Here is a 24,916-nt window from a genome sequence, read left to right on the forward strand (position 1 = left end):
GCCGTCTCGATGCGGAGGATAGGGGATTCGAACCCCTGAGGGCTTGCACCCAACACGCTTTCCAAGCGTGCGCCATAGGCCACTAGGCGAATCCTCCAGGGCGGGCACACGGTGAACCGGCGCACGACCGAGACCAGCGTACCGGACTCCGCGGGGCCCGGGGGACGCCCCCGTGTCGCTGCTGACCTTGAGGCTCCCTCATGGCTACCGTCGGGGCATGACCGACGCGCACCGCCCCTCCTCGGAGCACCTCGACGCCGCCCTGCCGCCGCGGGCCCGCGCCGTCGTCGCCGCCCTCCGTGCCGCCGGCGCCGAGGGCGAGGTCCGCGAGTTCGACGAGTCGACGCACACGGCCGCACAGGCCGCCGCCGCCCTCGGCTGCGAGGTGGGCGCCATCGCCAGCAGCCTGGTGTTCCACTCCGGCGGGGAGGCCCTGCTCGTGCTCACCAGCGGCGCCCACCGGGTCGACACCGACCTGGTGGCGTCGACTCTCGGCCGGGGCCCGATCATGCGGGCGAACGCCGACCAGGTGAAGCGCGCGACCGGCCAGGTCATCGGCGGCGTGGCCCCGGTCGGCCACCCCAGCCCGGTGCGGACGCTCGTCGACACCGCGCTCGAGACCCACGACGTGCTCTGGGCGAGCGCCGGCACCGCGAACACCGTCTTCGCCACGACGTTCGCCGAGCTGGTGCGCGTGACCGGGGGCACCCCGGCGCGCGTCGCCTCCGACGACCTCTGAGACCGGCCCCCTCGGTTGTCGACGTCGGCGGCCACCCGTAGCATTTCCCCATGCCGCCCCTCACGTCCGCCCGCGTCGACGCCTGGCTCTGGGCCGTCCGGCTCTACAAGACCCGCTCGGCCGCCAACACCGCCTGCCGGGCCGGTCACGTGCGGGTGAACGGCGAGCGCGTCAAGGCCGCCCAGGGCGTCCGTCCCGGCGACGAGGTCCGGGCGCGCATCGCGGGCTTCGAGCGGATCGTCGTCGTCAAGACCTGCCTCGTGAAGCGCGTCGGTGCTCCGGCCGCGGCCGAGGCGATGACCGACCTCACTCCCCCGCCGCCGCCGCGCGAAGAGGTCGCCGCCGTACCGGTCCGCGACCGAGGCGCGGGCCGCCCCACCAAGCGCGACCGTCGCGAGATCGAGCGCCTCAGGGACCGCGCAGAGAGCTGACACTCGCTCGACTCCCCCGATCGCGGGCTCCCCGCACTGGGGTGGGACGCCCCGGTATCTGTGCGAACGCATCGTCTACGCTGAGGGCACGGCGCTGCCCCGACAGCAGCAGCCTCGGGTCGGGGGACTCGGGGTCACGCCGACCCCGGGGGGACGACATGAACACGACCGACGCGGCGATGCCGACCGAGCGGGGCACCGTGACGGTGCGGCCACGGCGCGAACTCGCCCGGAGCGCCACGCTCACCGGCGTCTTCAGCCTGTCCCCCGTGCTGATCGCGGTGCTGTGGCTGACCCTGCCGAGCGGTCACCAGAGCGGCGTGCTGGCCGTCACCTGCGGCGTCGTGGTGATGGGACTGCTCATGTACTGGCGCTACCGCCTCTCGTACGCGGCCGTCACGCGCAGCGAGTTCGTCAAGCGGGGGTGGTTGCCCGGGTTCGTCCGGCTGCGGCGCGACGAGGTCGACTCCCTCGTGCTCGTCCGCACCTACCGGGACCACTCGACCGAGACCGTCACGCAGCTGCTCGCCCTCGACGACGAGGGGCGACGCCTGTTCCGGATGCGGGGCACGTACTGGTCGGAGGCGTCCGTGCACGCCGTCGTCGACGCACTCGGCATCCCGACGACCGTCCTGCCCCGGGCCCTCACCCGCCGCGAGTTCTTCGCGGCCTACCCCGACAGCCCCTACTGGTACGAGAGCCGTCCGTGGATCGGGGTCACCATCGCCTGCGGCCTGTTCGCCCTGGCGACCGGCACGCTCGTGGTGCTCTTCCAGGCGTTCGGCAACCCCGCCTGAGGACGTGCCCGCGGGCCCGGGGCTGCACCGACCCGGGGCTGCACCGCCCCGGGGCTGCACCGCCTCGGGGCTGCACCGACCCGGGGCTCAGCGGCGACGCAGCGTGCCGAAGATGCCCTTGACGACCTCGCGCACGACCGCCTTGCCGGCACTCGACCCGAGGACCTCGCCGAGCAACCCGCCGGTCGATCCGGACCCCGACGAACGGGACCCCGAGGAGGCGCGGGTCGTCGTCCCGCGCCCGGCACGCGCCTTCGCGGCCGCCCGTTCGGCTCGCTCGAACTCCTTCTGCTGACGTTCGTACTCGGCCTGGGCGGCCTTCCGCTCGCGCTCGGCGGCGGTGACCGCCTGGGCGTCCGCCTTCTCGCGGGCCGCGGCCTCCTTGAGCTGGGCGTCGATCGTGGCCTGGCGTGCCGCGGCGTCGGTCCGTTCGCGCTGGTCGAGCGCGGCCGCCTCGAGCTTGCGGGCCAGGATCTCCCGGGCCGAGTCGCGGTCGATCGACGCCCCGTAGGAGGCGTTCAACGGCGACGCCGCGACCGCCGCGGTCATGACGTCGGCCGGGGTCGGCGACATCGAACCGCGCGGGGCACGGAGGCGCGTCCACGCGACCGGGCTGGGAGCCCCCTTCTCGTTCATGACCGTCACCACCGCCTCCCCGGTGGCGAGGCCGGTGAGCACCGCGGCGAGGTCGTAGTCGCTCGTCGGGTACGTCGACACCGTCGCCCGCAGGGCCTTCGCGTCGTCGGGCGTGAACGCGCGGAGCTGGTGCTGGACGCGCGAGCCGAGCTGGGCGAGCACCTCGCCCGGGACGTCCTTCGGGGTCTGGGTGACGAAGACGATGCCCACGCCCTTGGACCGGATGAGCCGGACGGTCTGCGTGATCTGCGCCAGGAACTCCTTCGAGGCGTCGGCGAACAGCAGGTGCGCCTCGTCGAAGAAGAAGACGAGCCTCGGCTTGTCGAGGTCGCCCACCTCGGGCAGGTCGTTGTAGAGGTCGGCGAGCAGCCACATCAGGAAGGTCGAGAACAGCGCCGGCTGGTCGTGCACGCCGGGCACCTCGAGCAGGCTGACGACGCCACGACCGTCCTCGGCCGTGCGGAGGAACTCGGCGGTGTCGATCTCGGGCTCGCCGAAGAACGCGTCGGCCCCCCGGTCGGCGAACGTGATCAGCTCGCGGAGGATCACCCCGACGGTCTGTCTGCTCAGCCCGCCCAACCCCTCGAGTTCGCCCTTGCCCTCGTCGCTCGTCAGCCAGGTCAGCACGGCCCGCAGGTCGGACAGGTCGAGCAGCGGCAGACCGGCCTGCGCGGCGTAGTGGAACACCAGGCCGAGGCTGCTCTCCTGCGTGTCGTTGAGGCCGAGCACCTTGCTGAGCAGCAGCGACCCGAAACCGCTGACCGTCGCGCGGACCGGCACGCCGGTGCCCTTGCCGCCCAGCGCGAAGTACTCGGTCGGTGCCGCCTGCGGCGACCAGTCCTGGCCGATCCCCCGCGTGCGGGCCAGCAGCTTCTCGTTCGCCTCGCCCGGCGTCGCGATGCCCGACAGGTCGCCCTTCACGTCGGCCGCGAACACCGGGACCCCGGCCGCCGAGAGCTGCTCGGCGAGCACCTGCAGGGTCCTGGTCTTGCCCGTGCCGGTCGCACCGGCCACGAGCCCGTGCCGGTTGAGCATCGCGAGCGGGATGCGCACGGGCACGTCGACCCGGGCATCGCCGTTCACGAGGGCGCCGAGCTCGAGGGCGGGACCGTCGAAACCGTAGCCCGCGCGGACGAGGTCGACCGCCGACTCGTCGAGCGGCCCGCCGGGCGGGACGGGCAGGCCGTCGACCGGGGTGCCGGCGACCGGCTCGGGTTCGGTCAGCCCGGCGTCCGCCGCGGCGTCGGCGACGTCCGCCTCGGCCGCGAGCCGCTCGGCCCGCGCGAGTGCCGCCTCCGCGTCCTGCTTCGCCTTCTCGGCGGCGGCGACCGCTGCGGCGGCCTCCGCCCTGGCCTGCTCGAGCGCGTCCGTCATGCGGCCAGCCTAGGCACCCTGGGCACGGTGGTCCGGGCGAGTTCGGCCACAGCGGGCGACACCGCACGCCCGCCTCGTCCGGACCGCCCGTGATCGACCCCGCGAGCGGCACCGAGAGCGCCCCGTCATCGACCCCGCGAGCGGCACCGTCAGGCGGGGCGCCCCTGCCAGATCCAGCCGCGACCCCGCACGCGCTCCTGCTCGTCGAGCAGCCGGTGCGCGACCGGAGCCCAGAGGACGACCGCGACCCCGGCACCGATCAGCAGCCCGCCGATCGTGTCGGTCAGCCAGTGCGCCCCGAGGTAGGTGCGGCTGAGCAGCATCAGCACCGTGTAGGCCGCGCCCGCGACCCACACCCAGACGCGTCGCAGGATCACCCCGAGCACGACGGCCAGCGTCGCGGCGTTGGACGTGTGGCCCGAGGGGAACGAGCCGTAGTCGCTCACCACGAGGATGTCCTCGGGACGGGCCCGGCCGAACGTGTGCTTGACGACCTGGACCACGCCCGCGCTGAGCGCGCAGGCGGCGATCCAGTAGAGCGCGGCCCACGGGCGACGGCGCAGCAGGAAGAGCGCGGCGACGCCTAGCGGGACGACGAAGACGCCGACCACGCCCGCGCCGATCGAGTTGAAGATCAACGAGGGGACGTCCCAGAACGGGCTGCGGTGCTCGACCAGTTCGCCCATGAACCGCTCGTCGACGCCGATCACCCCCGACCGGGCCGTGATCACGACGCCGAGCAGCAGCACGACGCCGATGGCGCCGAGCGCGCTGAACACCCACCAGCGGCGCTGCACGCGGCGGGCCACCCGTTCTTCGGACGGCGAGGCGGGCTTCGGGGCGAGCGGGTCGGTGCGCATCCCCAGACGGTACCGGGAGGCGCGGGTCGGCGACCGGGAGGCCCCGGTCGGCGACGGACGACCGGGAGGCGCGGGTCAGCGACCCAGCGCCGGCACCGTCCGCGGGCGCACCAGCAGCCACAGGCTCGCGATGGCCACGCACGAGGTGGCGACCATGACACTGCCCATCGGCACGGCGGACCCGATGCCGAGGAACCCGACCACCGGCGAGATGAGCCCCGCCAGGCCGAAGTTCAGCGCGCCGAGCAACGACGCCGCCGTCCCTGCCTCCTTGCCGTGGTTGGCGAGCCCGAGCACCTGGACCTGCGGGAACGAGAAGCCGCAGGCCGCGATGAAGAACCACAGCGGCACGAGGATGCCCACGAGCCCGGCACCGAGCGAGTCGAGCACGACGATCGACGCGGCGGCGAGCAGCAGGACGATCGTCGAGCAGGCGAGGATCCACTGCGGCCCGACCCGCCGGGCCAGCCGCGAGCTGATCTGGACGCCGGCGACGATCCCGAGCGAGTTGATCGCGAACAGGTAGCCGTACTGCTGGGCGTTCAGGCCGTAGACCTCCTGGAAGAGGAACGACGAGGCCGAGAGGTACGAGAACAGGCCCGAGAAGACCATCGCCCCGATCAGGGCGACGCCGACGAAGATCCGGTCGCTGAAGAGCACCTTGTAGCGCTGTCCGAGGGTCGTGTGCCCGGCCTCGTGCCGCCGCGCGGGCGGCAGGGTCTCGACGATCAGGAAGATCGCGGCGATGATCACGAACGCGCCGTAGGCCACGAGGAACACGAAGATGCCGCGCCAGCTGGTGAAGGCCAGCAGCTGCGAGCCGATGACGGGCGCGACGATGGGGGCGAGCCCGTTCACCAGGGCGAGACGCGACAGCATGCGCACGAGCGGCAGCCCACCGAACAGGTCGCGCACCGTCGCCATGGCGACGACGCCCCCGGCGGCGGCACCCATGCCCTGCAGCACCCGGAACACGGCGAGCAGCTCGATGGTCGGCGCGCTGGCGGCGCCGATGCTGGCGAGGATGTGCACGGCGGTCGCGACGATCAGCGGCGTGCGACGGCCGACCTTGTCGCTCCACGGCCCGACCAGCAGCTGCCCCACCCCGAAGCCGATCGTCGTCGCCGTCAGCGTCAGCTGGATGACGCCGCTGTCGACGGAGAAGTCCCGGCTGAGTTCGGGGAACGCCGGCAGGTAGAGGTCGATCGTGAACGGCCCGAGCGCGGTGAGCGCGCCGAGCACGACGACGTAGACGAGCCGCTGGCGGCGGGTCAGGGAGTCACCCGGGTGGACGACGGTGGTCACGAGGCAGGTCCTGTCTGGGGGGTCGCGGAGGGGCGGTCACGGATCGGGGCACGCGAGGAGGCGCGGCCACGACGACGAGGCCGGCTCGCGGCTCGAATCGATGCGACCGGGCCGTCGCGCACGACCACCACGAGATCGCAGGGGGTGGGAGGAGGGAGGGGAACGGCGTCGCTGCACGACACCCGTCGGCTCTCAGCCTAACCCTGCCGTGCACCCCCGCGACAGCCCTTCCGCCTCGGCGGCTCGCGCCGTGCCGTGTCGGCGCGTCGGCCCGGTCTAGGCTCGACCTGGCCTCGGACGCGATCGTCCCGTCCGAGCACCCGAGGAGGAACGTCCATGGTCGACGCGCGCATCGTCCAGACCACGAAGGCACTGCACGCCGCCGTCGTCGAGCTCGCCTCGACCAGGCCCGTGTCGAGCATCTCGGTCGCCGACGTCACCCGGGCCGCGGGGATCAACCGCGCGACGTTCTACAGCCACGCGACCTCGCCCGGCAGCCTGCTCACCGCGGTGCTCACCCCCGAGCTCGACGCGATCCGCGACGAGGACCACGCGCTGCGGCTCGACGGCCGGGCCGACGGCCCCGACGCGACGCGACGCGCGATGGAGAAGGTCGTCGACCACGTCGTGCGGTACCGCGAGATCTACCGTCTCGCCCTGCCCGACCCGCTCGACGCCTCGATCCACCAGGCGCTGGCCCGCCACTTCGAGGAGTCGAGCGTGCAGCACCTCGCCGGCCTGCCCGCCGGCAGCCTCCCCGAGGGGCTCGCGGTGCACATCGCCGCCGGCCACCTGGCACACGGGCTCGTAGGCGCCGTCGAGGCCTGGCTCGGCGGCAAGCGGACGAGCCGACGCGCCTTGCTCGACACCATGAACCTCATGCTGCCCACCTGGTGGGGTTGACCCGCAGCGCCCCCCGTTCCGACGGGTCGGTGGGCCGCCCAGGCGCCTAGGAGGCGCGCAGCAGTCCCGGCCCCACGCGCAGCACCCCGTCGGTGAGCGGTTCGCATCGGACTCCCCCGCGGCCCCGGAGCGCGCGGAAGGCCCCCGCGCCGAACACCACGTCCATCCACGCGCACGGGTTCGCCGCCCGGTTCGCGCGGAAGACCACGGGGCCGTCGCCCGTGTCGAGGTCGAACTCGCGACCCACGAGCGCGTCGACGTCGATGCCGCGCACGACCACGTTGCGACGCGTCAGGGCGGCGTCGAGCACGGTGCCCTCGGGCAGACCGAGCTCGCGGGCCAGGTGCCCGAGCTGCTCGGCGGCGAACAGGGTGACCGAGGCCCCGCGGTGCGCCGGGGCGTTGAAGTAGCGGTCGCCCACGATGCCGAGGTGGGCGCGCACGGTGACGGCGTCGTGCGACTCGGGGCCCGTGGTCGGGGCCGGGGCCGGGCCGTCGGCGGGGCGGCCGACGTAGCGGGACCGGGGCGAGGCGAGCAGCGACTCGACGGTGACCGGCGTCGCGGACGCGGCCCGCGCCTCCTGCGCTCGTCGGTCGGTGTCCACGGACGCACGATACCGCCCGCCGACGACGACGGCCGGGCACCCCGTGCGGGGTGCCCGGCCGGTGCCGGTGCTGCCCGAGGGCAGCGGGAGTGCTACTTGGTGAGCGGCTCGAGCGTCGTGTCGTTGGCGTACGCCTCGGCGGCGTTGTCCTTGGTCACGATCTGCGGGGGCAGCAGGTAGGCCGGGACGACCTTGCTGCCGTTGTCGTACGACTTGTCGTCGTTCGTCTCGGCCTTGTCGCCCTTGCTGAGCGAGCTGACCATCGCGACGGCCTGCTTCACGAGGTTGCGGGTGTCCTTGTTGATGGTCGAGTACTGCTCGCCGGCCATGATCGACTTGACCGACTCGACCTCGGAGTCCTGACCGGTGACGGTCGGGATGTCCTTGCCTGCCTGCTTCACCGAGGTGATGATGGCGCGGGCCAGGGTGTCGTTCGGGCTCAGGACGCCGTCGAGCTCCTTGTCACCGTAGGTGCTGGTGAGCAGCGAGTCCATGCGACGCTGGGCGTTCTCGGGCTTCCAGCCGTCGGTCGCCGTCTGCTTGATGTCGGTCTGGCCCGAGGCGACGACGAGGGTGCCGTCGTCGATCTTCGGCTGCAGGACGCTCATCGCGCCGTCGAAGAAGACCTTCGAGTTGGCGTCGTCCGACGAGCCGGAGAACAGCTCGACGTTGTAGGGGCCGTCGGCCTTCTTCGCGGCCATGCCGTCGAGCAGGGCCTGGCCCTGGAGCTCGCCGACCTTGAAGTTGTCGTACGCGACGTAGTAGTCGACGTCCTCGGTGTTGAGGATCAGGCGGTCGTAGGCGATGACCACGGCGCCGGCGTCGTGGGCGGCCTTGACCTGGGTGCCGAGCTGGCCACCGTCGGCCGCGCCGATGATGATGACCTTCGCGCCCTTGGTGACCATGGACTGGATCTCGTCCTGCTGGTTGGCCACGGTGCCGCTGGCGGCCGCGTACTGCACGTCGGGCTTGAACCCGGCGTCGGTGAGGTCCTTGGTGAACAGGTCGCCGGCGAGGACCCAGTTCTCGCTGGTCTTGGCCGGCAGGGCCACGCCGATGGTCGAACCGGACTCGAAGCCCGAGGCCGCGTCGCCCGAACCCGCGTCGGTGCGGGCCGAGTTCGAGCAGCCGCTCAGGATCAGCGTCGTTGCTGCGGCGACCGCGAAGGTCGTCAGCGCGAGTTTGCGCATGCTGTGTCTACTTTCTCGTTGTGAGGGGTGATGCCGTGTGGTCGCCCGCGGTGCGGACTCCCGGTGGAGGCGCGCCCGGCCGTCGATGGACGGGCGCGCGGGTCGTGGGTCTAGTTGGGCGTCGTGGCCTTGGGACGCTGCACGTCCGAGATGTCGCCGTTCGGGGTGAGGGCGGGCTCGATCGTCTCGGCGTCGCGACCGACGCCGTTCTGGGCGCCCGGGGGCAGGTCGGAGGCCGCGATGCCGTTCTTGTCGCGACGCAGGCCCCGGGTGAGGAACCCGGTGATGGAAGGACGACCCTGGCTCTTGTTGTAGACGTCGACCGCGACCGCGATCAGGAGCACGAGGCCCTTGATCATCTGCACCTTGTCGGAGCCGACGCCCATGAGCTGCAGGCCGTTGTTCAGCACGGCGATGACGAAACCACCGACGATCGAGCCGGTCACCGTGCCGATGCCGCCGGCGACGGCGGCGCCACCGATGAAGACCGAGGCGATGGCGTCGAGCTCCCAGTTGAGGCCGTCCTGCGGGCCGGAGGCACCGGCACGGGCGACGTAGATCATGCCGGCCAGAGCGGCGAGCACGGACATGTTCATCATGACGAAGAAGTTGATGCGCTTCGCCTTGACGCCCGAGAGCTCGGCGGCGTGAGAGTTGCCACCCACCGCGTAGATGTGCCGACCGAAGATCGTGTTCTGCGTGACGAAGCCGTAGACCAGGACGAGCACGCCGAGGATGATGCCCGAGATCGGGAACGACGTCCCGACGCGGCCGCCGGCGAACAGCGTCGCGGCGTAGGCGATGATCGCGACCAGCACGACCAGCTTGACGGCGCTGACCCAGAGGGGAGCCCGCTCGGAGCCCATCTTCTGCTGGATGCGACGCAGACGGAACTCGTTGTAGACCACGGCGACGATGATGACGAGGCCGAGCAGCAGGGTCGCGTTGTTGTAGCCGGTGTTCGGACCGAACTCGGGGAGGTAACCCGCGCCGATGACCGTGAAGCCCTCGGGGACCGGGATGGTGTCGGCGTTGCCGACGAACTGGTTGGCACCGCGGAAGAGCAGCATGCCGGCCAGCGTCACGATGAAGGCGGGGACGCCGACGTAGGCGACCCAGAAGCCCTGCCAGGCGCCGATGACCACGCCGACCACGAGGCCGAGCAGGATCGCGGCACCCCACGGAAGACCCCAGCTGTCCATCGCCTTGGCGACGACGATGCCGCTGAAGGCGGCGACCGAACCGACCGAGAGGTCGATGTGACCGGCCACGATGACCATCACCATGCCGATGGCGAGGATCAGGATGTACGAGTACTGGCTGACCAGGGCGATGAGGTTCGTGGGCTGCAGGGTGAGCCCGTCGGTCAGCACCTGGAAGATCAGGATGGCCACGACGAGCGTCGCGATCATGCCGAACTGGCGCGCGTTCGACGTGTTGCCGCCGAACACCTTCTTCAGGTCTTTGATGCCACTCATGCGGCTTGCTCCTTCTTCTTCGAGGTCATGGTTCGCATGAGCGTCTCGGCGTCGGCCTCGGAGGCCTCGATCTCGTTCGTGACGGAACCCTCGAAGATCGTGTAGATGCGATCGGAGAGCCCCAGCAGCTCGGGCAGTTCGGACGAGATGACGATCACGCCTTTGCCCTGGGCCGCGAGCTGGTTGATGATGTTGTAGATCTCGAACTTGGCGCCCACGTCGATGCCTCGCGTGGGCTCGTCGAGGATGAGCAGGTCGGGGTCGGTGAACATCCACTTCGCCAGGACGACCTTCTGCTGGTTGCCGCCGGAGAGCTTGGCGACCCCCTCGTCGACCGTGGGGGTCTTGACGCGCAGGCTCTTGCGGTAGTCCTCGGCGATCGAGTGCTCTTCGTAGGTGTTGACCACGGAGGCCTTCGAGATCTTGGTGAGCTTGGCCGCGACCGTCGAGCGCTTGATGTCGTCGAGCAGGTTGAGCCCCAGCACCTTCCGGTCTTCGGAGACGTAGGCCAGGCCGTTGTCGATCGCGTCCGAGACGTTCTTGATCTCGATCTTGCGGCCGTCCTTGACGATCTCGCCCGAGACGAACTGACCGTACGAGCGACCGAAGATGCTCATCGCGAGTTCGGTGCGACCGGCGCCCATCAGGCCGGCCAGGCCGACGATCTCGCCCTTGCGCACGGTGATGGACGATCCCTTGCAGACGAAGCGTTCGGCCGTCTGCGGGTGGCGCACCCACCAGTCCTTGACCTCGAAGAAGACCTCGCCGATCTTCGGGGTGCGGTCGGGGAAACGGCTGGCCAGGTTGCGGCCGACCATGCCGCGGATGATGCGGTCCTCGTTGACGCCGTCCTCTTTCACGTCGAGCGTCTCGATGGTCTTGCCGTCACGGATGATCGTGATGGAGTCGGCGATGGCCTCGATCTCGTTGAGCTTGTGGCTGATCATGATCGACGAGATGCCCCGACCCTTGAGGCCGCGGATGAGGTCGAGCAGGTGCTGCGAGTCGGCCTCGTTGAGGGCCGCGGTCGGCTCGTCGAGGATCAGCAGCTTGACGTTCTTGTTCAGCGCCTTGGCGATCTCGACGAGCTGCTGCTTGCCGACGCCGAGGTTCTTGATGGCGGTGTCGGGGTCGTCCTTGAGGCCGACGCGGGCGAGCAGGTCGATGGCCTTCGTCTTCGCCGCGCGCCAGTCGATGGCCCCGAAGCGGGTCGGCTCGTTGCCGAGGAAGATGTTCTCGGTGATCGAGAGCTCGGGGATCAGCGCCAACTCCTGGTGGATGATGACGATGCCCTGCGACTCGCTCGAGCGGATGTCGCGGAAGCGCATCTCGGCACCCTGGTAGACGATGTCGCCCGTGTAGGTGCCGAACGGGTAGACACCCGAGAGGACCTTCATCAGCGTCGACTTGCCGGCGCCGTTCTCGCCGCAGATCGCGTGCACCTCACCGGCGCGGACCTGCATCGACACGTCGTCGAGCGCCTTGACGCCCGGGAACTCCTTCGTGATGGAGCGCATCTCGAGGATGACGGGAGAGTCAACGCCCATGCGGGGCACCCCCGGGGATGTGGCTGCTCGCGAGCTGTTCGCTCTGCGTCACGGCACTGGGCACGTCGTCCTCGACCTTCGACCTCGTCGTCGTCCGCCGGTGATGTGCACCGACGGGCATCCTGTGATTCGTCGCCGCCGTGCCGGGCCGTCCGTCGAGCCTGCCGAAGGGGCCGGACCCGCCGAATGTGACCGTTCACACTGCGACTGGAGCAAAGCTAATCCCGAGAGGGGGTGCTGTCAAATGCCGATGCCGATCCGTTATCGAACGCGGGCCGACCGACGCGCGCCGCGCCTCCTGACGGTCGTCCCGCCGTGCGGTGACGGGCCGTCAGAGGAACCAGGGGCGCGAGGTCGACCCGCGCACCACCAGTTCCGGGGGGATCAAGGTGCGGTCGACGACCGTGCCGCCCTCGAGCTCGGCCACGACGAGTTCGACGGCTCGTCGGCCGATCAGGGCGAAGTCCTGACGCACGGTCGTGAGCGGCGGCCACAGGTGCGGTGCGGTCGGCGAGTCGTCGAAGCCGACGACGCTGACCTCGCGGGGCACGTCGACGTCGGCCTCGCGGAAGGCGTGCAGCAACCCCACGGCCATCAGGTCGTTGGCCGAGAACACGGCCGTGAAGTCGCGGCGACGCAGCAGCTCCTGCCCGGCCGTGTAGCCGAAGTCGGCGGTCAGGTCGCCGAGGATGGGCGGCTCGATGGACAACTCGGCCTCGCCCATCTCGAAGAGGAAGCCCTGCATCCGCTCGTCGGCCTCGATCCAGTCCTGGGGTCCGGCGACGTGCACGATGTGCCGGTGGCCGAGGTCGATCAGGTGCCGGGTGGCGAGGCGCGCGCCTTCGAACTGGTCGACCGAGAGGCTGTGCGCCCGGGCCCGCTGCGTCGAGTCGAGCGCGACGATGGGGACGTCGAGGTCGAGCTCGTCGATCACGTCGAAGAACTTGCGTTGCGGGGCGATGACGATGATCGCCTCGACGGCCTGGTTGGTGAGCAACTGCAGGCTCGCCCGGACGTCGTCCGACACCGTGGTCGTGCTCGCGATGCTCAGCCGGTAGCCGGCCGTCCGGGCCGCGACCTCGATGGCGTTGACGATCGTCTGCGGACCGAAGTGGACGTTCTGCAGGGTGAGCACGCCGATGGCCTTCGACCGGCTGGTGACCAGCGCCCGCGCGGCCTGGTTCGGTCGGTAGCCGATCTCGTCGATGACGTCGAGCACCTTCTGCCGCGTGCTCGGCCGGATGCTGGGACTGTCGTTGAGCACACGCGAGACGGTCTGGTACGAGACCCCTGCGAGAGCGGCCACGTCGCGGATGTTGGGAGCACGCACCTTGTCGATGTCAGGCTTCACCGTCGCTCCGTCGCTCTGTGACCGGGCGATGTGACCGTACACATCGTCGTCCGGAGACCATTATGCATTCCCCGGAGGTCGCCGACGTCCCGGACGGGGGTCACCGCCCCGTCGCGACGCCCGGCGCCGGCACCGGCACCGGCGGAGCGGCGGCACCATCGGCGGGCAGGAGGCGCGGTCACCGTCCCCGGGGCACCGCGCGGCCGCTCAGGGCGAGCGCGAGCACCGCGACGCCCGTGCCGACGGCGAAGCAGGCGACGAAGGCGAGGGGGCTGGACGCGCCGCCGAGCACCCCGAACGCGGCGCCGGTCAAGGCCAGCGCGACGGCCGAACCGGTGGAGTCGGCGATGGTCAACGCCGAACTGTTGAACCCGCGCTCGGACTCGGGCGACAGCGCGAGGACGAGCACCGAGAAGCGGGGGTACATGAACCCCATGCCGAATCCGGCGACGGCCCAGGTCGCGATGAGGAAGGCCGGGGGCAGGTGGAACAGGGGGGTCAGCGCGGCGACCACGACGCCGAGGAGCACGAGGACGATGCCGATGCCGATGCCGTCGCGCTGGGCCACCCGGTCGCCGAGCCTGCCCTGCACCCAGCTCGCGAACGCCCAGCCGAGCGCCCCCAGGGTCAGCGTCACGCCGGAGGCCGAGGCGCTGAAGTCGTATTCGGCCGAGAGCATGTACGGGATGTAGACCTCGCTGCCGAGGAACGCCGCCCCCACGAGACCGCGCAGCAGCACCAGGGTGGGCAGCCCCGGGGCGGCGCGCAGCGTGCCCGGCGGCAACAGGGGCCGGAGCGCCACGGCGAGCACGACCACCGCCACCACGATGACGACGACGGTCAACCAGGTCGGGAACTCGGAGACCAGGTTGAGGGCCAGCACGCCGAGGGCCGCGCCGACCGACCAGAGGATGCGGCCGATGCTCAAGGGCACGCGCCCCCCACCCTCGGCCACCTCGGGCGGAGGGACGCGACGCAGGCTCGGCAGGACGGCGAAGAACGCGGGCACGGCGAGGCCGAGTGCACCGAGGAAGACCCAGTGCCAGCCGACCGTCTCGGCCACGACGCCCGCGACGAGTGGCCCGACGAGGCCCGGGACGACCCAGGCCGCGGCGAACCCCGCGAAGATCGACGGGTGCAGGCCCGGCGGGTAGAGCCGGGCGACCATGACGTAGAGCCCGACGATGACCGCGCCGGAGCCGACGCCCTGCACCAGACGGCCGACCAGCAGCACGACCATGTCGGGCGCGGTGCCGACGACGAGCAGCCCGACGGCGAACAGCAGCATCGAGGCGATGACCACGACGCGCGGCCCGCTGCGGTCGGCCCAGTTGCCCGCCACCACCATGCCGACCAGGCCGGACGCGAGGGGGGCCGCGAAGCTGAGCGAGTAGAGCGCCTCGCCGTCGAGCTCACGGCTGATGATCGGCATGATCGTCGTGACCGCGAGCGACTCGAACGCCGCGATGCCGATCAGGGCGCACATGCCGAGGGTGGCCAGCCGGTACCGACCGCTGAGCACGCCCTCGGGGCGGGTGCTCACGGCGGCGGCGTCGGTCATGTCGTCAGCCTAGGCCGAGCCACCGACGGCACCCCCTCCCCTAGGATCGCCCTCAGGCGGCGAGGGGCGTCGCCTGCGTCTGGGGGTCTGTCTCGTGTCCACTTCTTCTCACCGTGCCGGGTCCGTCCGCGGTCTCGCCCTGACGGTCGCCCTCGGCGTCGTCCTCGGGCTCGGGACGACCACGGTCGCCGTCGCGGCTCCCGTCACCGCCGGTTCGACCTCGTCCCCGACGCTCGCCCAGCAGGACGCGGGTTCCGACCACGAGATGGGGGCATCGGGCGGCACCCGGGACGGGGCCGACGAACGCCTCTCCCGCGCCGCGGCCGTCTCGCCTCCTCGTGGCGTGCCCGGCTTCGACGTCAGCTCGTACCAGCCGTCCCCCGACTTCGCCGCCGCGCGTTCGGCGGGCGCCCGCTTCACGTTCGTCAAGGCCTCCGAGGGCGTGCCCGGCACCTACACGAACGGCAACCCCACCGGCAGCACCAACCGCTACCGTTCCGCCCAGTTCGCCGGCGCGCAGGCGGCGGGGCTGACGGCCGGTTTCTACCACTACGCGTTGCCCTTCTACTCGTCCGGTGCACCGCAGGCGCAGTTCTTCCTCGACAACGCCACGGCCTGGGAGCCCGGCATGCTGCCGCCGGTTCTCGACGTCGAGGTGTCGACCAACCCGACGAAGCAGGGTGGACGTTGCTGGGGGCTGTCGCAATCCGAGATGGTCACCTGGATCCAGTCGTGGATCGGCACCGTCGTCGCCCAGCAGGGCGTCCAGCCGCTCATCTACACCAACCAGGACTTCTGGAGCTCGTGCACGGGCAACAGCTCGGCGTTCCCGAAGGACCGCCTCTTCGTCGCGTACTACCCGACGGCGACCACGAACACCCCGGTCGCCCCGCCGACCTCGTCCTTCGCGACCTGGACGTTCTGGCAGTGGTCCCAGACCGAGGACTCGCCCTACCCCGGTGACCAGGACGTGTTCAACGGCACCGAGGCCGACCTCGCGGCCCTCACCCGCCCGACCACCCCGGCCGTGGGCCGTCTCTCGGGAGCCGACGCCTTCGCCACCGCGGCGACCATCGCCGCCAGCGCGTTCACCCCGCCGGTCGTCGTGAACGGCAACGCCCCGGCCAAGGCCTCGATCCCCCTGGTCTACGTCGCGTCGCGCAGCACCTACCCCGACGCCCTCGCGGGGGGCGCGGCCGCCGGCTACCGGGGCGCTCCGGTCCTCCTGACCTACCCCGACACCCTGCCCGACGCGACCCGCGCCCAACTCGCCGAGCTCCGCCCGCAACGCGTCGTCGTCCTGGGCGGGGTGGCCGCGGTCTCCGACACGGTCCGCCAGCAGCTCTCCCAGATCGCGACGACCGGCGCCGCCGGTGTCACCCGTGTCTCGGGTGCGGATCGTTTCGACACGTCTGCGACGATCTCGAGCACGACCTTCCCGAAGGGTCGGGGCGGGACGGCCTACGTCGCGACCGGTCTGGACTTCCCCGACGCCCTCTCGGGCGCAGCCCTGGCCGGCGGCCCCGACAAGGGCCCGATGCTGCTCACGCGGCCCGACGCCCTGCCGCAGACGGTCTCGGCCGAGCTCACCCGGCTGGCCCCCGCACGCATCGTCGTGCTCGGCGGGGTCAACGCGGTGGGAGAATCGGTCATCGCCCAGCTCCAGGCCGTCGCGCCCACGTCGCGGCTCTCGGGTGCCGACCGTTTCGACACCTCGGCCGTCATCGCCGCCGCCGGCTACCCCGCCGGTTCCGACGTGGCGTTCGTCTCGACGGGTGTGAACTTCCCCGACGCGCTCGCCGGAGCACCGACCGCGGGCCGGCTGGGCGGTCCCGTCCTGCTCACGCGACCCGACGCGCTGCCCGTGAGCGTGCGCACCGCCCTGACGAAGCTCGGCACCGACGGCCTGGTCGTGCTGGGTGGCCCCAACGCCGTCAGCCCCGCAGTCGAGGCCGGGCTCTGACCGAGGCCCGCCCCTGACGGACGTGTTCGACGTGGCCACGTGACGGAGGCGCGGTGCGGGACCACCCGCACCGCGCCTCCGTCGTCCCTCGCGAGGGCGCCTACGCGTCGAGCCGGGCGAGCGCCTGCGTGACGTCGCCGAGCAGGTCGTCGACGTCCTCGATGCCGACCGACAGCCGCACGATGGAGTCCGGCACCTCGAGCTCGGTGCCGCGCACCGAGGCGTGGGTCATCTCGCTCGGGTAGCCGATCAGCGACTCGACGCCGCCGAGCGACTCGGCCAGCTGGAACAGCTCGGTCGACTCGGCGAACCGTCGGGCCGCGGCGGCGCCCGCGCTCAGCTGCACCGAGAGCATGCCGCCGAACGCCCGCATCTGCCGGGCGGCGAGTTCGTGGCCCGGGTGGGACTCGAGCCCCGGGTAGTAGACGCGCTCGACCGCCGCGTGCCCCTCCAGGGCCCGGGCGATGGCGAGGGCGTTCGACGAGTGGCGGTCGACGCGCACGCCGAGCGTCTTGATGCCACGCACCGTGAGCCACGCCTCCATCGGCGCCGACACGGCACCGACGCCGAACTGCACGAAGCCGACCTTCGCGGCGAGCTCGTCGTCGCGCACGACGACGGCCCCGCCCACGACGTCCGAGTGACCGCCGATGTACTTCGTCGTCGAGTGGACGACCGCGTCGGCCCCCAGGGCGAGGGGCTGCTGCAGGTACGGCGACGCGAACGTGTTGTCGACGACGACGACGGCCCCGGCGGCGTGCCCGATCTCGGCGAGCGCCGCGATGTCGCTGATCTTCATCAGCGGGTTGCTCGGGGTCTCGACCCAGAGCACGGCCGTCGGCGCGGCCTGGACCGCGGCGCGCACGGCGTCGAGGTCGCTCATCTCGACGGTGTCGAGCGTGACGCCCCAGGGCACCCACACCCGGTTGACGAGGCGGTGCGTGCCGCCGTAGACGTCGTTGCCCATGACGATGCGCGTGCCGGGCGCCAGGACCGAACGCAGCAGCGCGTCCTCGGCCGACAGCCCCGAGGCGAAGCTGAACGCGGCGCTGCCGCCCTCGATGTCGGCGAGCAGGGTCTGCAGCGAGTCGCGCGTCGGGTTCGCCGACCGCGCGTACTCGTAGCCGCCGCGGAACCCACCGATGCCGTCCTGGACGAACGTCGACGACTGGTAGATCGGGGGGACGACGGCACCGGTGGTGGGGTCGAAGTCCTGGCCGGCGTGGATCGCCCTGGTCGAGAAGCCGTGGGTCATGAGGATGTCCTTTCGAGGGGGACGGGTGGTGCAGACGGAGGAGGGACGAGGAGGCGCGGGCCGGGCCGCCGGGTGACGGTGCCGCCCCGGCCGCTCAGGAGGACAGGAAGGAGAGGACGTCCTGGCGGGTGACGACGCCGACCGGGCGGCCGTCGTCGGTGACGAGCAGGGCGTCGACGGACTCGAGCGCGGACCGGGCCGCCGAGACGGGTTCGTTCACGCCGATCAGGGGCAGGGGGTCGCCGAGGTACGCCGAGACCGCGTCGCCCATGGTCGCGCCGCCGCGGAAGATGGCCTCGAGCAACGCCTTCTCCTCGATGGCGCCGACGACCTCGCCGATGACGACCGGGGGCTCGGCCGAGAGCACGGGCATCTGCGAGACGCCGTAGGTCTTCATGATGCCGATCACGTCGTGGACGGTGTCGGACGGGTGGGCGTGGACGAGGTCGGGCAGCTGCCCGGTCTTCGAGGCGATGAGGTCGCGGACCGACCGCTCGTCGTGGCTGACGCCGAAGCCGTACGAGCGCATCCACGCGTCGTTGAAGATCTTGCCGAGGTAGCCGCGCCCGCCGTCGGGCAGCAGGGCGACGACGACGTGGTCGGGGCCGAGCTCGCGGGCCACGTCGAGGGCGGCCGCGACGGCCAGGCCGGACGAGCCGCCGACCAGCAGTCCCTCCTCGCGGGCGAGGCGCCGGGTCAGCTCGAACGAACGGGCGTCGTCCGCGGCGATGATGCGGTCGACGACCGAGGGGTCGTAGGCGGCCGGCCAGAAGTCCTCGCCGACGCCCTCGAGCAGGTAGGGACGGCCGGTGCCACCGCTGTAGACGCTGCCCTCGGGATCGGCGCCGACGACCTGCACCGCGCCTCCGGACACCTCTTTGAGGTAGCGGCCGGTACCGCTGATGGTGCCGCCGGTGCCCACGCCCGCGACGAAGTGCGTGATGCGGCCGTCGGTGTCGCGCCAGATCTCGGGGCCCGTCGTCTCGTAGTGGCTGAGCGGCCCGTTGGGGTTGGCGTACTGGTTCGGCTTGAACGCCCCGGGGATCTCGCGCGCGAGGCGGTCGGAGACGCTGTAGTACGACTCGGGGCTGGTCGGCTCGACGGCGGTCGGCGTGACGACGATCTCGGCGCCGTAGGCCTTGAGCACGTTGCGCTTGTCCTCGCCGACCTTGTCGGGCAGGACGAAGACGCAGCGGTAGCCGCGCTGCTGGGCGACGAGGGCGAGGCCCACCCCGGTGTTGCCGCTGGTCGGCTCGACGATGGTGCCCCCGGGCCCGAGCAGGCCGTCGCGCTCGGCCGCGTCGATGATGCGCGTCGCGATGCGGTCCTTCGACGAACCGCCCGGGTTGACGTACTCGACCTTGACGAGCACGGTCGCCGTGATGCCCTCGGTCACCTTGTTCAGCTTGACGAGCGGCGTGTCACCGATCAGGTCGAGGACGGTCTCGGCGTACTTCACGGGTGCTCCGGTTCTCGCGGGGCCCTCGTGGGGCGCGCGCAGGTCGACGACTCGGGTGATCGGGTCGGTCGGGGCGTCCCCGCCGGACCCGTTCGTCGAGTCTAACGACGGGGTCGTGGCGTGTGACGGAGGGTCGGCGGGCCCGACCGGCTGGCACGCGCCTCCCAGGCAGTCGTGAGAGAAAATGGGTGACGCATCCACGATCGGGTGCGTCCCGACCACCTCCCCGACCCCAGAGGACCCCCGTGGCCAGCAGCGACAAGCCGACCGACAAACCCACCGTCAAGCAGCAGCGAGACGCCCGGCGTCACGAGAAGGTGGCCGAGCTCAAGCGGCAACAGGCCCGGGCGAAGCGCAACCGCACCATCGGCATCGTCACCGCCTCGGTCGCGGGCGCGGCGGCGATCGCGCTGGTCGTCACCTTCGTCGTGACGAGCGGCCAGCCGCGGCAGGACCCCCAGGCCATCGAGATCGACGGCGTGAAGACCTACTCCGACCTCACCGCGAACCACGTCGGCGGCAGCGTCGACTACGCGATGACCCCTCCCGCGGGCGGCGACCACAACCAGATCTGGCTGAACTGCGGCGTCTACACCGAGCCCGTGCCGAACGAGAACGCCGTCCACGACCTCGAGCACGGCGCCGTCTGGTTCACCTACGACCCCGAGCAGGTCAGCGAGGGCGAGATCGAGGCGCTGCGCGACTTCGCCCCCGACACGTACGCGGTCGTCTCGCCCTACGAGGGCCTCGACTCCCCCATGTACGTCTCGGCCTGGGGCGCCCAGTTGCCCTTCGCGAACGTGACCGACGACGAGGCCACCGTGTCCGACTTCGTCACCAAGTACTGGAAGTCCACGAACGCCCCCGAGCCCGGTGCGCCCTGCAGCGGCGGCGTGGACGGCACCGGCAAGATCGCGTGACGGCACCGGGGCACGACGACGACGCGACCGACGGGGCGGGGCCGCACCGCGCCTCCTCGGGTCGTCGGCTGAGGCTGGTGATCGCGGGGGTCCTGACCGTGGCGATCGTGCTGCTGGTCGGCGTCGCGCTCGGGCGGCTCAGCTCGCCCACCCCCGTCACGCCCGGCACGGACAGCGTCGAGGCGGGGTTCTCGCGCGACATGCAGGTGCACCACGAGCAGGCCGTGCAGATGGCGATGATGGTCCGCGACCGGACCGACGACCCCGCGGTCCGCTCGTTGGCCTACGACATGGCCCTCACGCAGTCGCAGCAGGCCGGTCAGATGTACGCCTGGCTCGAGCTGTGGCGCCTGCCGCAGGCGCCCTCCGAGCCGACCATGACCTGGATGACCCGTCCGACCCTCGACGGGGACTACGGCAGCCACCACATGACCGACGACGGAGGCGCGGGCGGCTCGGCCACGCCCGTCGCCACCCACGAACCCGGCGGCCGCATGCCGGGGCTGGCGACCGACGAGCAACTGGCGGCACTGGCCTCGGCGAACGGCGTCGAGGCCGAGCGGATCTTCCTGACCCTGATGATCGCGCACCACGAGGGCGGCATCGAGATGGCCGACGCCGTCCTGGCGCGCAGCGAGGTGCCGCAGGTGCGGGCCTTCGCCTCGGGCATGCTGCAGACGCAGCAGAGCGAGGTCGACGCCATGCAGGCGATGCTCGTCGAGCGCGGCTGACGGGACGCCGCAGCGCTACGACGACACCTGCTGCCCGTACAGCTCGGCGTACACCCCGCCCAGGGCGAGCAACTCGTCGGGCGTCCCCCGCTCGACGACGCGACCGGCCACCACGACGAACACGACGTCCGCGTCGCGCACGGTCGAGAGCCGGTGCGCGATGGCGATCGTCGTCCGGCCACGGGTCGCCGTGTCGAGGGCCTCTTGCACCACGCGCTCGGACACCGTGTCGAGGGCGCTCGTCGCCTCGTCGAGGACCATGACGGCGGGGTCCTTCAACAGGACGCGAGCGATGGCGATGCGTTGTTTCTCGCCGCCCGAGAGGCGATAGCCCCGCTCGCCCACGATCGTGTCGTAACCGTCGGGGAACGACGCGATGGTCTCGTGGATGTTCGCCTGCCGGGCTGCGTCGACCAACTGTTCGTCGGTCGCGTCGGGTCGCGCGTACCGGAGGTTGTCGCCGATGCTGGCGTGGAAGAGGTAGGTCTCTTGGCTGACGATGCCGATGTTGCCGACCAGCGATTCTTGGTCGAGGCGCCGGACGTCGGTGCCGGCGAATCGCACCGCCCCGCCGGACGCCTCGTAGAACCGAGGGATCAGGTACGAGACTGTCGTCTTGCCGGCACCGCTCGGGCCGACGAAGGCGGCGAACTGGCCGGGCGCGATGTCGAACGAGACGCCGTCGAGGGTCTTCTGCCCGGGCTCGGCGTCGGGGTACGAGAACGAGACGTCGTCGAACTCGACCCGGCCGAGCTGCGTCTCGTCGACCGGCTCGGCCGAGGGGTCGTTCGTGATCGCCGGGTGGAGGTCGAGGTACTCGAAGATGCGCGCGAAGAGCGCTCCGGAGGTCTGCAGGTCGAGGGCCACCCGCAGCAGCCCCATGAGCGGGAAGGTCAAGCGGGCCTGCACCGTGGTGAAGGCCACGATCGTGCCCGCCGTCACGGGCACGTCACGGAGGATCAGCCAGGCCGCGACCAGGTAGATGAGGGCGGGGATGACCGAGAGGAAGATCTGGACGACGGCGAAGAACCACTGCCCGCTCATCTGCTGACGCACCTGCAACCCGATCTGGGTGCGGTTCTCGGCCGAGTAGCGCTCGACCTCGGCGCGCTGCTGGTTGAAGCTCTTCGCCAACAGGATGCCGCTGACGCTCAGCGCCTCCTGCGTGATGGCGGTCATGTCGCTGAGCGACTCCTGCGTCTTGGTGGCGATGCGGGCGCGCACCTGGCCCACCCGTCGCTGGGCCACCACCAGCAGCGGCAGCAGGACGACCGTGACGACGGTCATCTGCCAGCTGAGCACGAGCATGGACACGAAGGCCGCGATGACCGTGACCGTGTTGCCGAGGACGCTCGAGATGGTGTTGCTCAGCACGTTCGCGACGCCGCCGACGTCGTTCTGCAGGCGCGACTGGATGACCCCGGTCTTGGTGCGGGTGAAGAACGCGAGCTCCATGCGCTGCAGGTGGCCGAAGAGGCGGATGCGCAACGCACCCATCACCTTGTTGCCGACCGTGGCGGTCAGGTACGTCTGCCAGACGCCGATGCCGGCGGACAGCACCCAGAGTCCCACCATGGCGCCCACGAGTTCGAGCAGCACGGGCACGTCGGGACCGCCCTGGGGGAACAACCCCCGGTCGAACGCCTGCTTGGTGAGCAGCGGTGGAGCCACGCTGACGGCGGCCCCGATCAGGACGAGCACGACGGTGACGACGAGGGCTCGCCGGTGCGGGGCGAACAGGCCGCGGATGCGACGGAACAGGTCGGGGATGCGCGGCGCGGTGGCGTTCGCCGCACGCTGGGCCTCGGCGTCGCCGCTCGAGACCCGGCCGGACCCGCCCGGTCGGCCTCCGCCCCGGGGACCGCCTGCGGGGGCGTGCATCGAACTCATGCGGTCAGCGTAGGCCCGACCCCCGTCACGAGTGGCCCGCCGTCGGATGCCGACGCGTCGTCGCCGTTCGCGGGTGCCGTCACCGTTGCCGTCCCCCGGAAAAGAGCCTCACCGCGACACGCCGCGACACGCCGTAGAACGACCGTTCGTCCCCCAGTTGTGGGCGCAATGCCCGACAGACCATACGGCGTAATGAACACTCAGTTTAGTATGGCGGTGTCGGTGCACCTGACCAGGCTCCGGCAGCCGCGTTCTCCCTACCCGACGGGCGAGCCTCCCGAAGCGGCCGAGCTAGGACCATCGTGAACACGTCGAACCCCACGGCCGTCGAACCGCCGAGTGCCGAACTGCAGCCCGCCGACCACCGGGCCGCTCTCGATGCCATCGAGCAGGGCTGGACCCAGATCGCCCCCTTGCAGGGAGCGCGTCTGCGCGAGGCCATCCGCTCGACACCCGAAGAGGAATGGCGCGGTCGACCCCGCATCCTGCTCGCCCTGGCGGCGAGCCACCGCTCGGTCGGCTCCCGCTCGCGCAGTGCGGCCCTGCCCTGGTTCCGCGGCGTCGCCAAGGCGCTCGACGCCGACCCCGACCTGCCGCTCGACATCCGGGCGGGCTACCACGTGCACCTCGGGGCGTCGCTGCGCACCCTCGGCAACTTCGTCGTGGCCCACGAGCACCTCGAGGTCGCCCGGACCCTCATCGAGAACGACCTCGCCGAGTCGATCAGCGTGCGCATCTCGCTCAGCGCCTCCTTCTCGTTGCAGCTCGGCCTCATCCGGCTGCACTACGGCGAGATCGACCAGGCCCGCTTCGCCCTGAGCCTCGCGAACGGTCTCGGCGAGGACCACCTCAGCACCGCCGAGCGGGTCGAGTGCCTCTCGGCGCTCGCCTTCGTCGCGATGCTGATCGGAGACTTCGACCTCGCCGACCGCCACGTCGACCTCGCCCGCGAGCTCGCCGACGGCACCGACCTGCTGGGGAGCTCGTTCGGGGCCCTCACCCAGATCACGCGCGTGCACCTCGCCCTCGAACGCGGTGAGGCCGTGAGCGGCCACGAGGGTCTGCTCGCCGACGTGCGGCAGGCGTCGCGCGGCAGCGACTGGGAGGCGCTCGGCCTGTTCGCCGAAGCGCACGTGCTGCTGTCCGAGGGCCGCTACATCGAGGTGCTCGACCTGCTGGCGCGGATCACCCGCACCATCGACGGGTTCACCGGGCACAGTGCCCTCACCGACTCGGCCACGGTGTTGCGGGCCGAGACCGTGCGCCTGCTCGGTCAGCCGCACGAGGCCCGTCGACTCGCGTCGTCGGTGACGTCGTCGCACCACCACATCCGCTGTCCCGGTCGCGTGCTCGCCCTCGTGCACCTCGCCGCCGGTGAACCCGAGGCCGCCCTCGAGGCGCTCGAGCCGTGCCTCGCCATCGGCGACCTGCACAGCGAGCGCACGATGGGCCAGGTCCACGCCCTCCAGGCGGCCGCACACCTCGCCCTCGGCGACGCCCCGCACAGCGACATCGCCTTCGACCAGGCCCTGCTGAGCGCGGGTCACAACGGGTCGATCTGGCTCTTCGCCACCCTGCCGGAGGACGTCCTCGACCACCTCGTGCAGCGCGCCGTCGGCCGTCGTCAGCCGGCCGCCATCGTCGGGGTGCTCGACCGCCTGCGCGGGACCACGGCCGACGTCGTGCCGCAGCTCGCCGAGCCGCTGAGCGACCGCGAGCTCGTGATCGTCCGGCACCTGGCCACCGGTCAGACCCTCGGCCAGATCGGCAGCCAGCTGTTCATCTCGGTCAACACCGTCAAGAGCCACGTCCGCAGCATCTACCGCAAGCTGCAGGCGTCGTCGCGGCGCGAGGCGATGACCCGCGTCAAGCAGCTCGGCCTCGACCTCGACGACTAGGGACGAGGAGGCGCGGTGCCGGCC

At 71.4% G+C, this 24,916-nt stretch carries 20 protein-coding genes and 1 tRNA gene; 8 read left to right on the forward strand and 13 right to left on the reverse strand.

Annotation, left to right across the window (positions count from 1 at the left end):
• Positions 1 to 12: 12 nt before the first annotated feature.
• Positions 13 to 97 (reverse strand) — tRNA-Ser (locus HQQ78_RS04880).
• Positions 98 to 217: 120 nt separating this feature from the next.
• Between HQQ78_RS04880 and HQQ78_RS04885 the strand changes: the two genes are divergently transcribed.
• The 3 genes from HQQ78_RS04885 to HQQ78_RS04895 all read left to right on the forward strand — a co-directional run bounded on the left by HQQ78_RS04885 (position 218) and on the right by HQQ78_RS04895 (position 1,967).
• Positions 218 to 739 (forward strand): YbaK/EbsC family protein, encoded by a 522-nt coding sequence (locus HQQ78_RS04885; RefSeq protein WP_173151293.1) that lies wholly within the window; start codon positions 218 to 220, stop codon positions 737 to 739.
• Positions 740 to 789: 50 nt separating this feature from the next.
• Positions 790 to 1,170: an RNA-binding S4 domain-containing protein gene (locus HQQ78_RS04890; RefSeq protein WP_173151295.1), complete on the forward strand. Its 381-nt coding sequence runs from the start codon at positions 790 to 792 to the stop codon at positions 1,168 to 1,170.
• A 158-nt stretch (positions 1,171 to 1,328) separates the two neighbouring features.
• The gene (locus HQQ78_RS04895; RefSeq protein WP_173151297.1) at positions 1,329 to 1,967 is read left to right on the forward strand and encodes a hypothetical protein; all 639 of its coding nucleotides are present in this window, start codon (positions 1,329 to 1,331) and stop codon (positions 1,965 to 1,967) included.
• 87 nt (positions 1,968 to 2,054) lie between these two features.
• Here the strand turns inward: HQQ78_RS04895 and HQQ78_RS04900 are convergent, their stop codons facing one another.
• From HQQ78_RS04900 to HQQ78_RS04910, 3 genes are all read right to left on the reverse strand, one after another.
• On the reverse strand, positions 2,055 to 3,977 hold the full coding sequence (locus HQQ78_RS04900; protein WP_173151299.1) for a helicase HerA-like domain-containing protein: 1,923 nt from the start codon (positions 3,975 to 3,977) through the stop codon (positions 2,055 to 2,057).
• Positions 3,978 to 4,126: 149 nt separating this feature from the next.
• The gene (locus tag HQQ78_RS04905; protein WP_173151301.1) at positions 4,127 to 4,837 is read right to left on the reverse strand and encodes a phosphatase PAP2 family protein; all 711 of its coding nucleotides are present in this window, start codon (positions 4,835 to 4,837) and stop codon (positions 4,127 to 4,129) included.
• A gap of 75 nt (positions 4,838 to 4,912) precedes the next feature.
• Entirely contained in the window at positions 4,913 to 6,142 is a 1,230-nt protein-coding gene (locus HQQ78_RS04910) for a multidrug effflux MFS transporter (RefSeq protein WP_056046500.1), read from the reverse strand.
• Between the two features lie 336 nt (positions 6,143 to 6,478).
• On the opposite strand from HQQ78_RS04910, the gene HQQ78_RS04915 reads away from it, so the two are divergent.
• The gene (locus HQQ78_RS04915) at positions 6,479 to 7,045 is read left to right on the forward strand and encodes a TetR/AcrR family transcriptional regulator (protein ID WP_043592905.1); all 567 of its coding nucleotides are present in this window, start codon (positions 6,479 to 6,481) and stop codon (positions 7,043 to 7,045) included.
• A gap of 46 nt (positions 7,046 to 7,091) precedes the next feature.
• Here HQQ78_RS04915 and HQQ78_RS04920 read toward each other — a convergent pair whose 3' ends face one another.
• From HQQ78_RS04920 to HQQ78_RS04945, 6 genes are all read right to left on the reverse strand, one after another.
• Positions 7,092 to 7,649, reverse strand: a complete 558-nt coding sequence (locus HQQ78_RS04920; RefSeq protein WP_371740357.1) for an MOSC domain-containing protein — start codon at positions 7,647 to 7,649, stop codon at positions 7,092 to 7,094.
• Between the two features lie 92 nt (positions 7,650 to 7,741).
• Complete coding sequence (locus tag HQQ78_RS04925) at positions 7,742 to 8,839, reverse strand: sugar-binding protein (protein WP_043592909.1); 1,098 nt, start codon at positions 8,837 to 8,839, stop codon at positions 7,742 to 7,744.
• Between the two features lie 110 nt (positions 8,840 to 8,949).
• On the reverse strand, positions 8,950 to 10,317 hold the full coding sequence (mmsB, locus tag HQQ78_RS04930; protein WP_173151303.1) for a multiple monosaccharide ABC transporter permease: 1,368 nt from the start codon (positions 10,315 to 10,317) through the stop codon (positions 8,950 to 8,952).
• Positions 10,314 to 11,864: a multiple monosaccharide ABC transporter ATP-binding protein gene (mmsA, locus tag HQQ78_RS04935; protein WP_056046505.1), complete on the reverse strand. Its 1,551-nt coding sequence runs from the start codon at positions 11,862 to 11,864 to the stop codon at positions 10,314 to 10,316. The genes mmsB and mmsA overlap by 4 nt, the downstream gene beginning before the upstream one ends.
• A gap of 331 nt (positions 11,865 to 12,195) precedes the next feature.
• On the reverse strand, positions 12,196 to 13,215 hold the full coding sequence (locus HQQ78_RS04940) for a LacI family DNA-binding transcriptional regulator (RefSeq protein WP_233568360.1): 1,020 nt from the start codon (positions 13,213 to 13,215) through the stop codon (positions 12,196 to 12,198).
• Between the two features lie 178 nt (positions 13,216 to 13,393).
• Positions 13,394 to 14,776, reverse strand: a complete 1,383-nt coding sequence (locus HQQ78_RS04945) for an MFS transporter (protein ID WP_173151305.1) — start codon at positions 14,774 to 14,776, stop codon at positions 13,394 to 13,396.
• A gap of 94 nt (positions 14,777 to 14,870) precedes the next feature.
• On the opposite strand from HQQ78_RS04945, the gene HQQ78_RS04950 reads away from it, so the two are divergent.
• Positions 14,871 to 16,739 carry a cell wall-binding repeat-containing protein gene (locus HQQ78_RS04950; protein ID WP_173151307.1) on the forward strand — a complete coding sequence of 623 codons (1,869 nt, stop codon included), beginning with the start codon at positions 14,871 to 14,873 and terminating at the stop codon, positions 16,737 to 16,739.
• A 100-nt stretch (positions 16,740 to 16,839) separates the two neighbouring features.
• Here the strand turns inward: HQQ78_RS04950 and HQQ78_RS04955 are convergent, their stop codons facing one another.
• Positions 16,840 to 17,994, reverse strand: coding sequence for a cystathionine gamma-synthase (locus tag HQQ78_RS04955; RefSeq protein ID WP_173151309.1), 1,155 nt, complete (start codon positions 17,992 to 17,994; stop codon positions 16,840 to 16,842).
• Positions 17,995 to 18,088: 94 nt separating this feature from the next.
• Positions 18,089 to 19,453, reverse strand: coding sequence for a cystathionine beta-synthase (locus HQQ78_RS04960; RefSeq protein ID WP_173151311.1), 1,365 nt, complete (start codon positions 19,451 to 19,453; stop codon positions 18,089 to 18,091).
• Between the two features lie 245 nt (positions 19,454 to 19,698).
• Between HQQ78_RS04960 and HQQ78_RS15760 the strand changes: the two genes are divergently transcribed.
• Both HQQ78_RS15760 and HQQ78_RS04970 read left to right on the forward strand, forming a co-directional pair.
• Positions 19,699 to 20,373, forward strand: a complete 675-nt coding sequence (locus HQQ78_RS15760) for a DUF3105 domain-containing protein (protein WP_123570507.1) — start codon at positions 19,699 to 19,701, stop codon at positions 20,371 to 20,373.
• Complete coding sequence (locus HQQ78_RS04970; protein WP_173151313.1) at positions 20,370 to 21,104, forward strand: DUF305 domain-containing protein; 735 nt, start codon at positions 20,370 to 20,372, stop codon at positions 21,102 to 21,104. The genes HQQ78_RS15760 and HQQ78_RS04970 overlap by 4 nt, the downstream gene beginning before the upstream one ends.
• 15 nt (positions 21,105 to 21,119) lie before the next feature.
• Here HQQ78_RS04970 and HQQ78_RS04975 read toward each other — a convergent pair whose 3' ends face one another.
• A complete protein-coding gene (locus HQQ78_RS04975; protein ID WP_173151315.1) occupies positions 21,120 to 22,994 on the reverse strand; it encodes an ABC transporter ATP-binding protein in 1,875 nt (624 codons plus the stop codon).
• 302 nt (positions 22,995 to 23,296) lie between these two features.
• On the opposite strand from HQQ78_RS04975, the gene HQQ78_RS04980 reads away from it, so the two are divergent.
• On the forward strand, positions 23,297 to 24,892 hold the full coding sequence (locus HQQ78_RS04980) for a LuxR C-terminal-related transcriptional regulator (protein ID WP_173151317.1): 1,596 nt from the start codon (positions 23,297 to 23,299) through the stop codon (positions 24,890 to 24,892).
• The last annotated feature ends 24 nt before the right edge of the window (positions 24,893 to 24,916 follow it).

Origin of the sequence: Frigoribacterium sp. VKM Ac-2859, from assembly GCF_013204925.1 — a bacterium.
Taxonomy (GTDB): domain Bacteria; phylum Actinomycetota; class Actinomycetes; order Actinomycetales; family Microbacteriaceae; genus Frigoribacterium.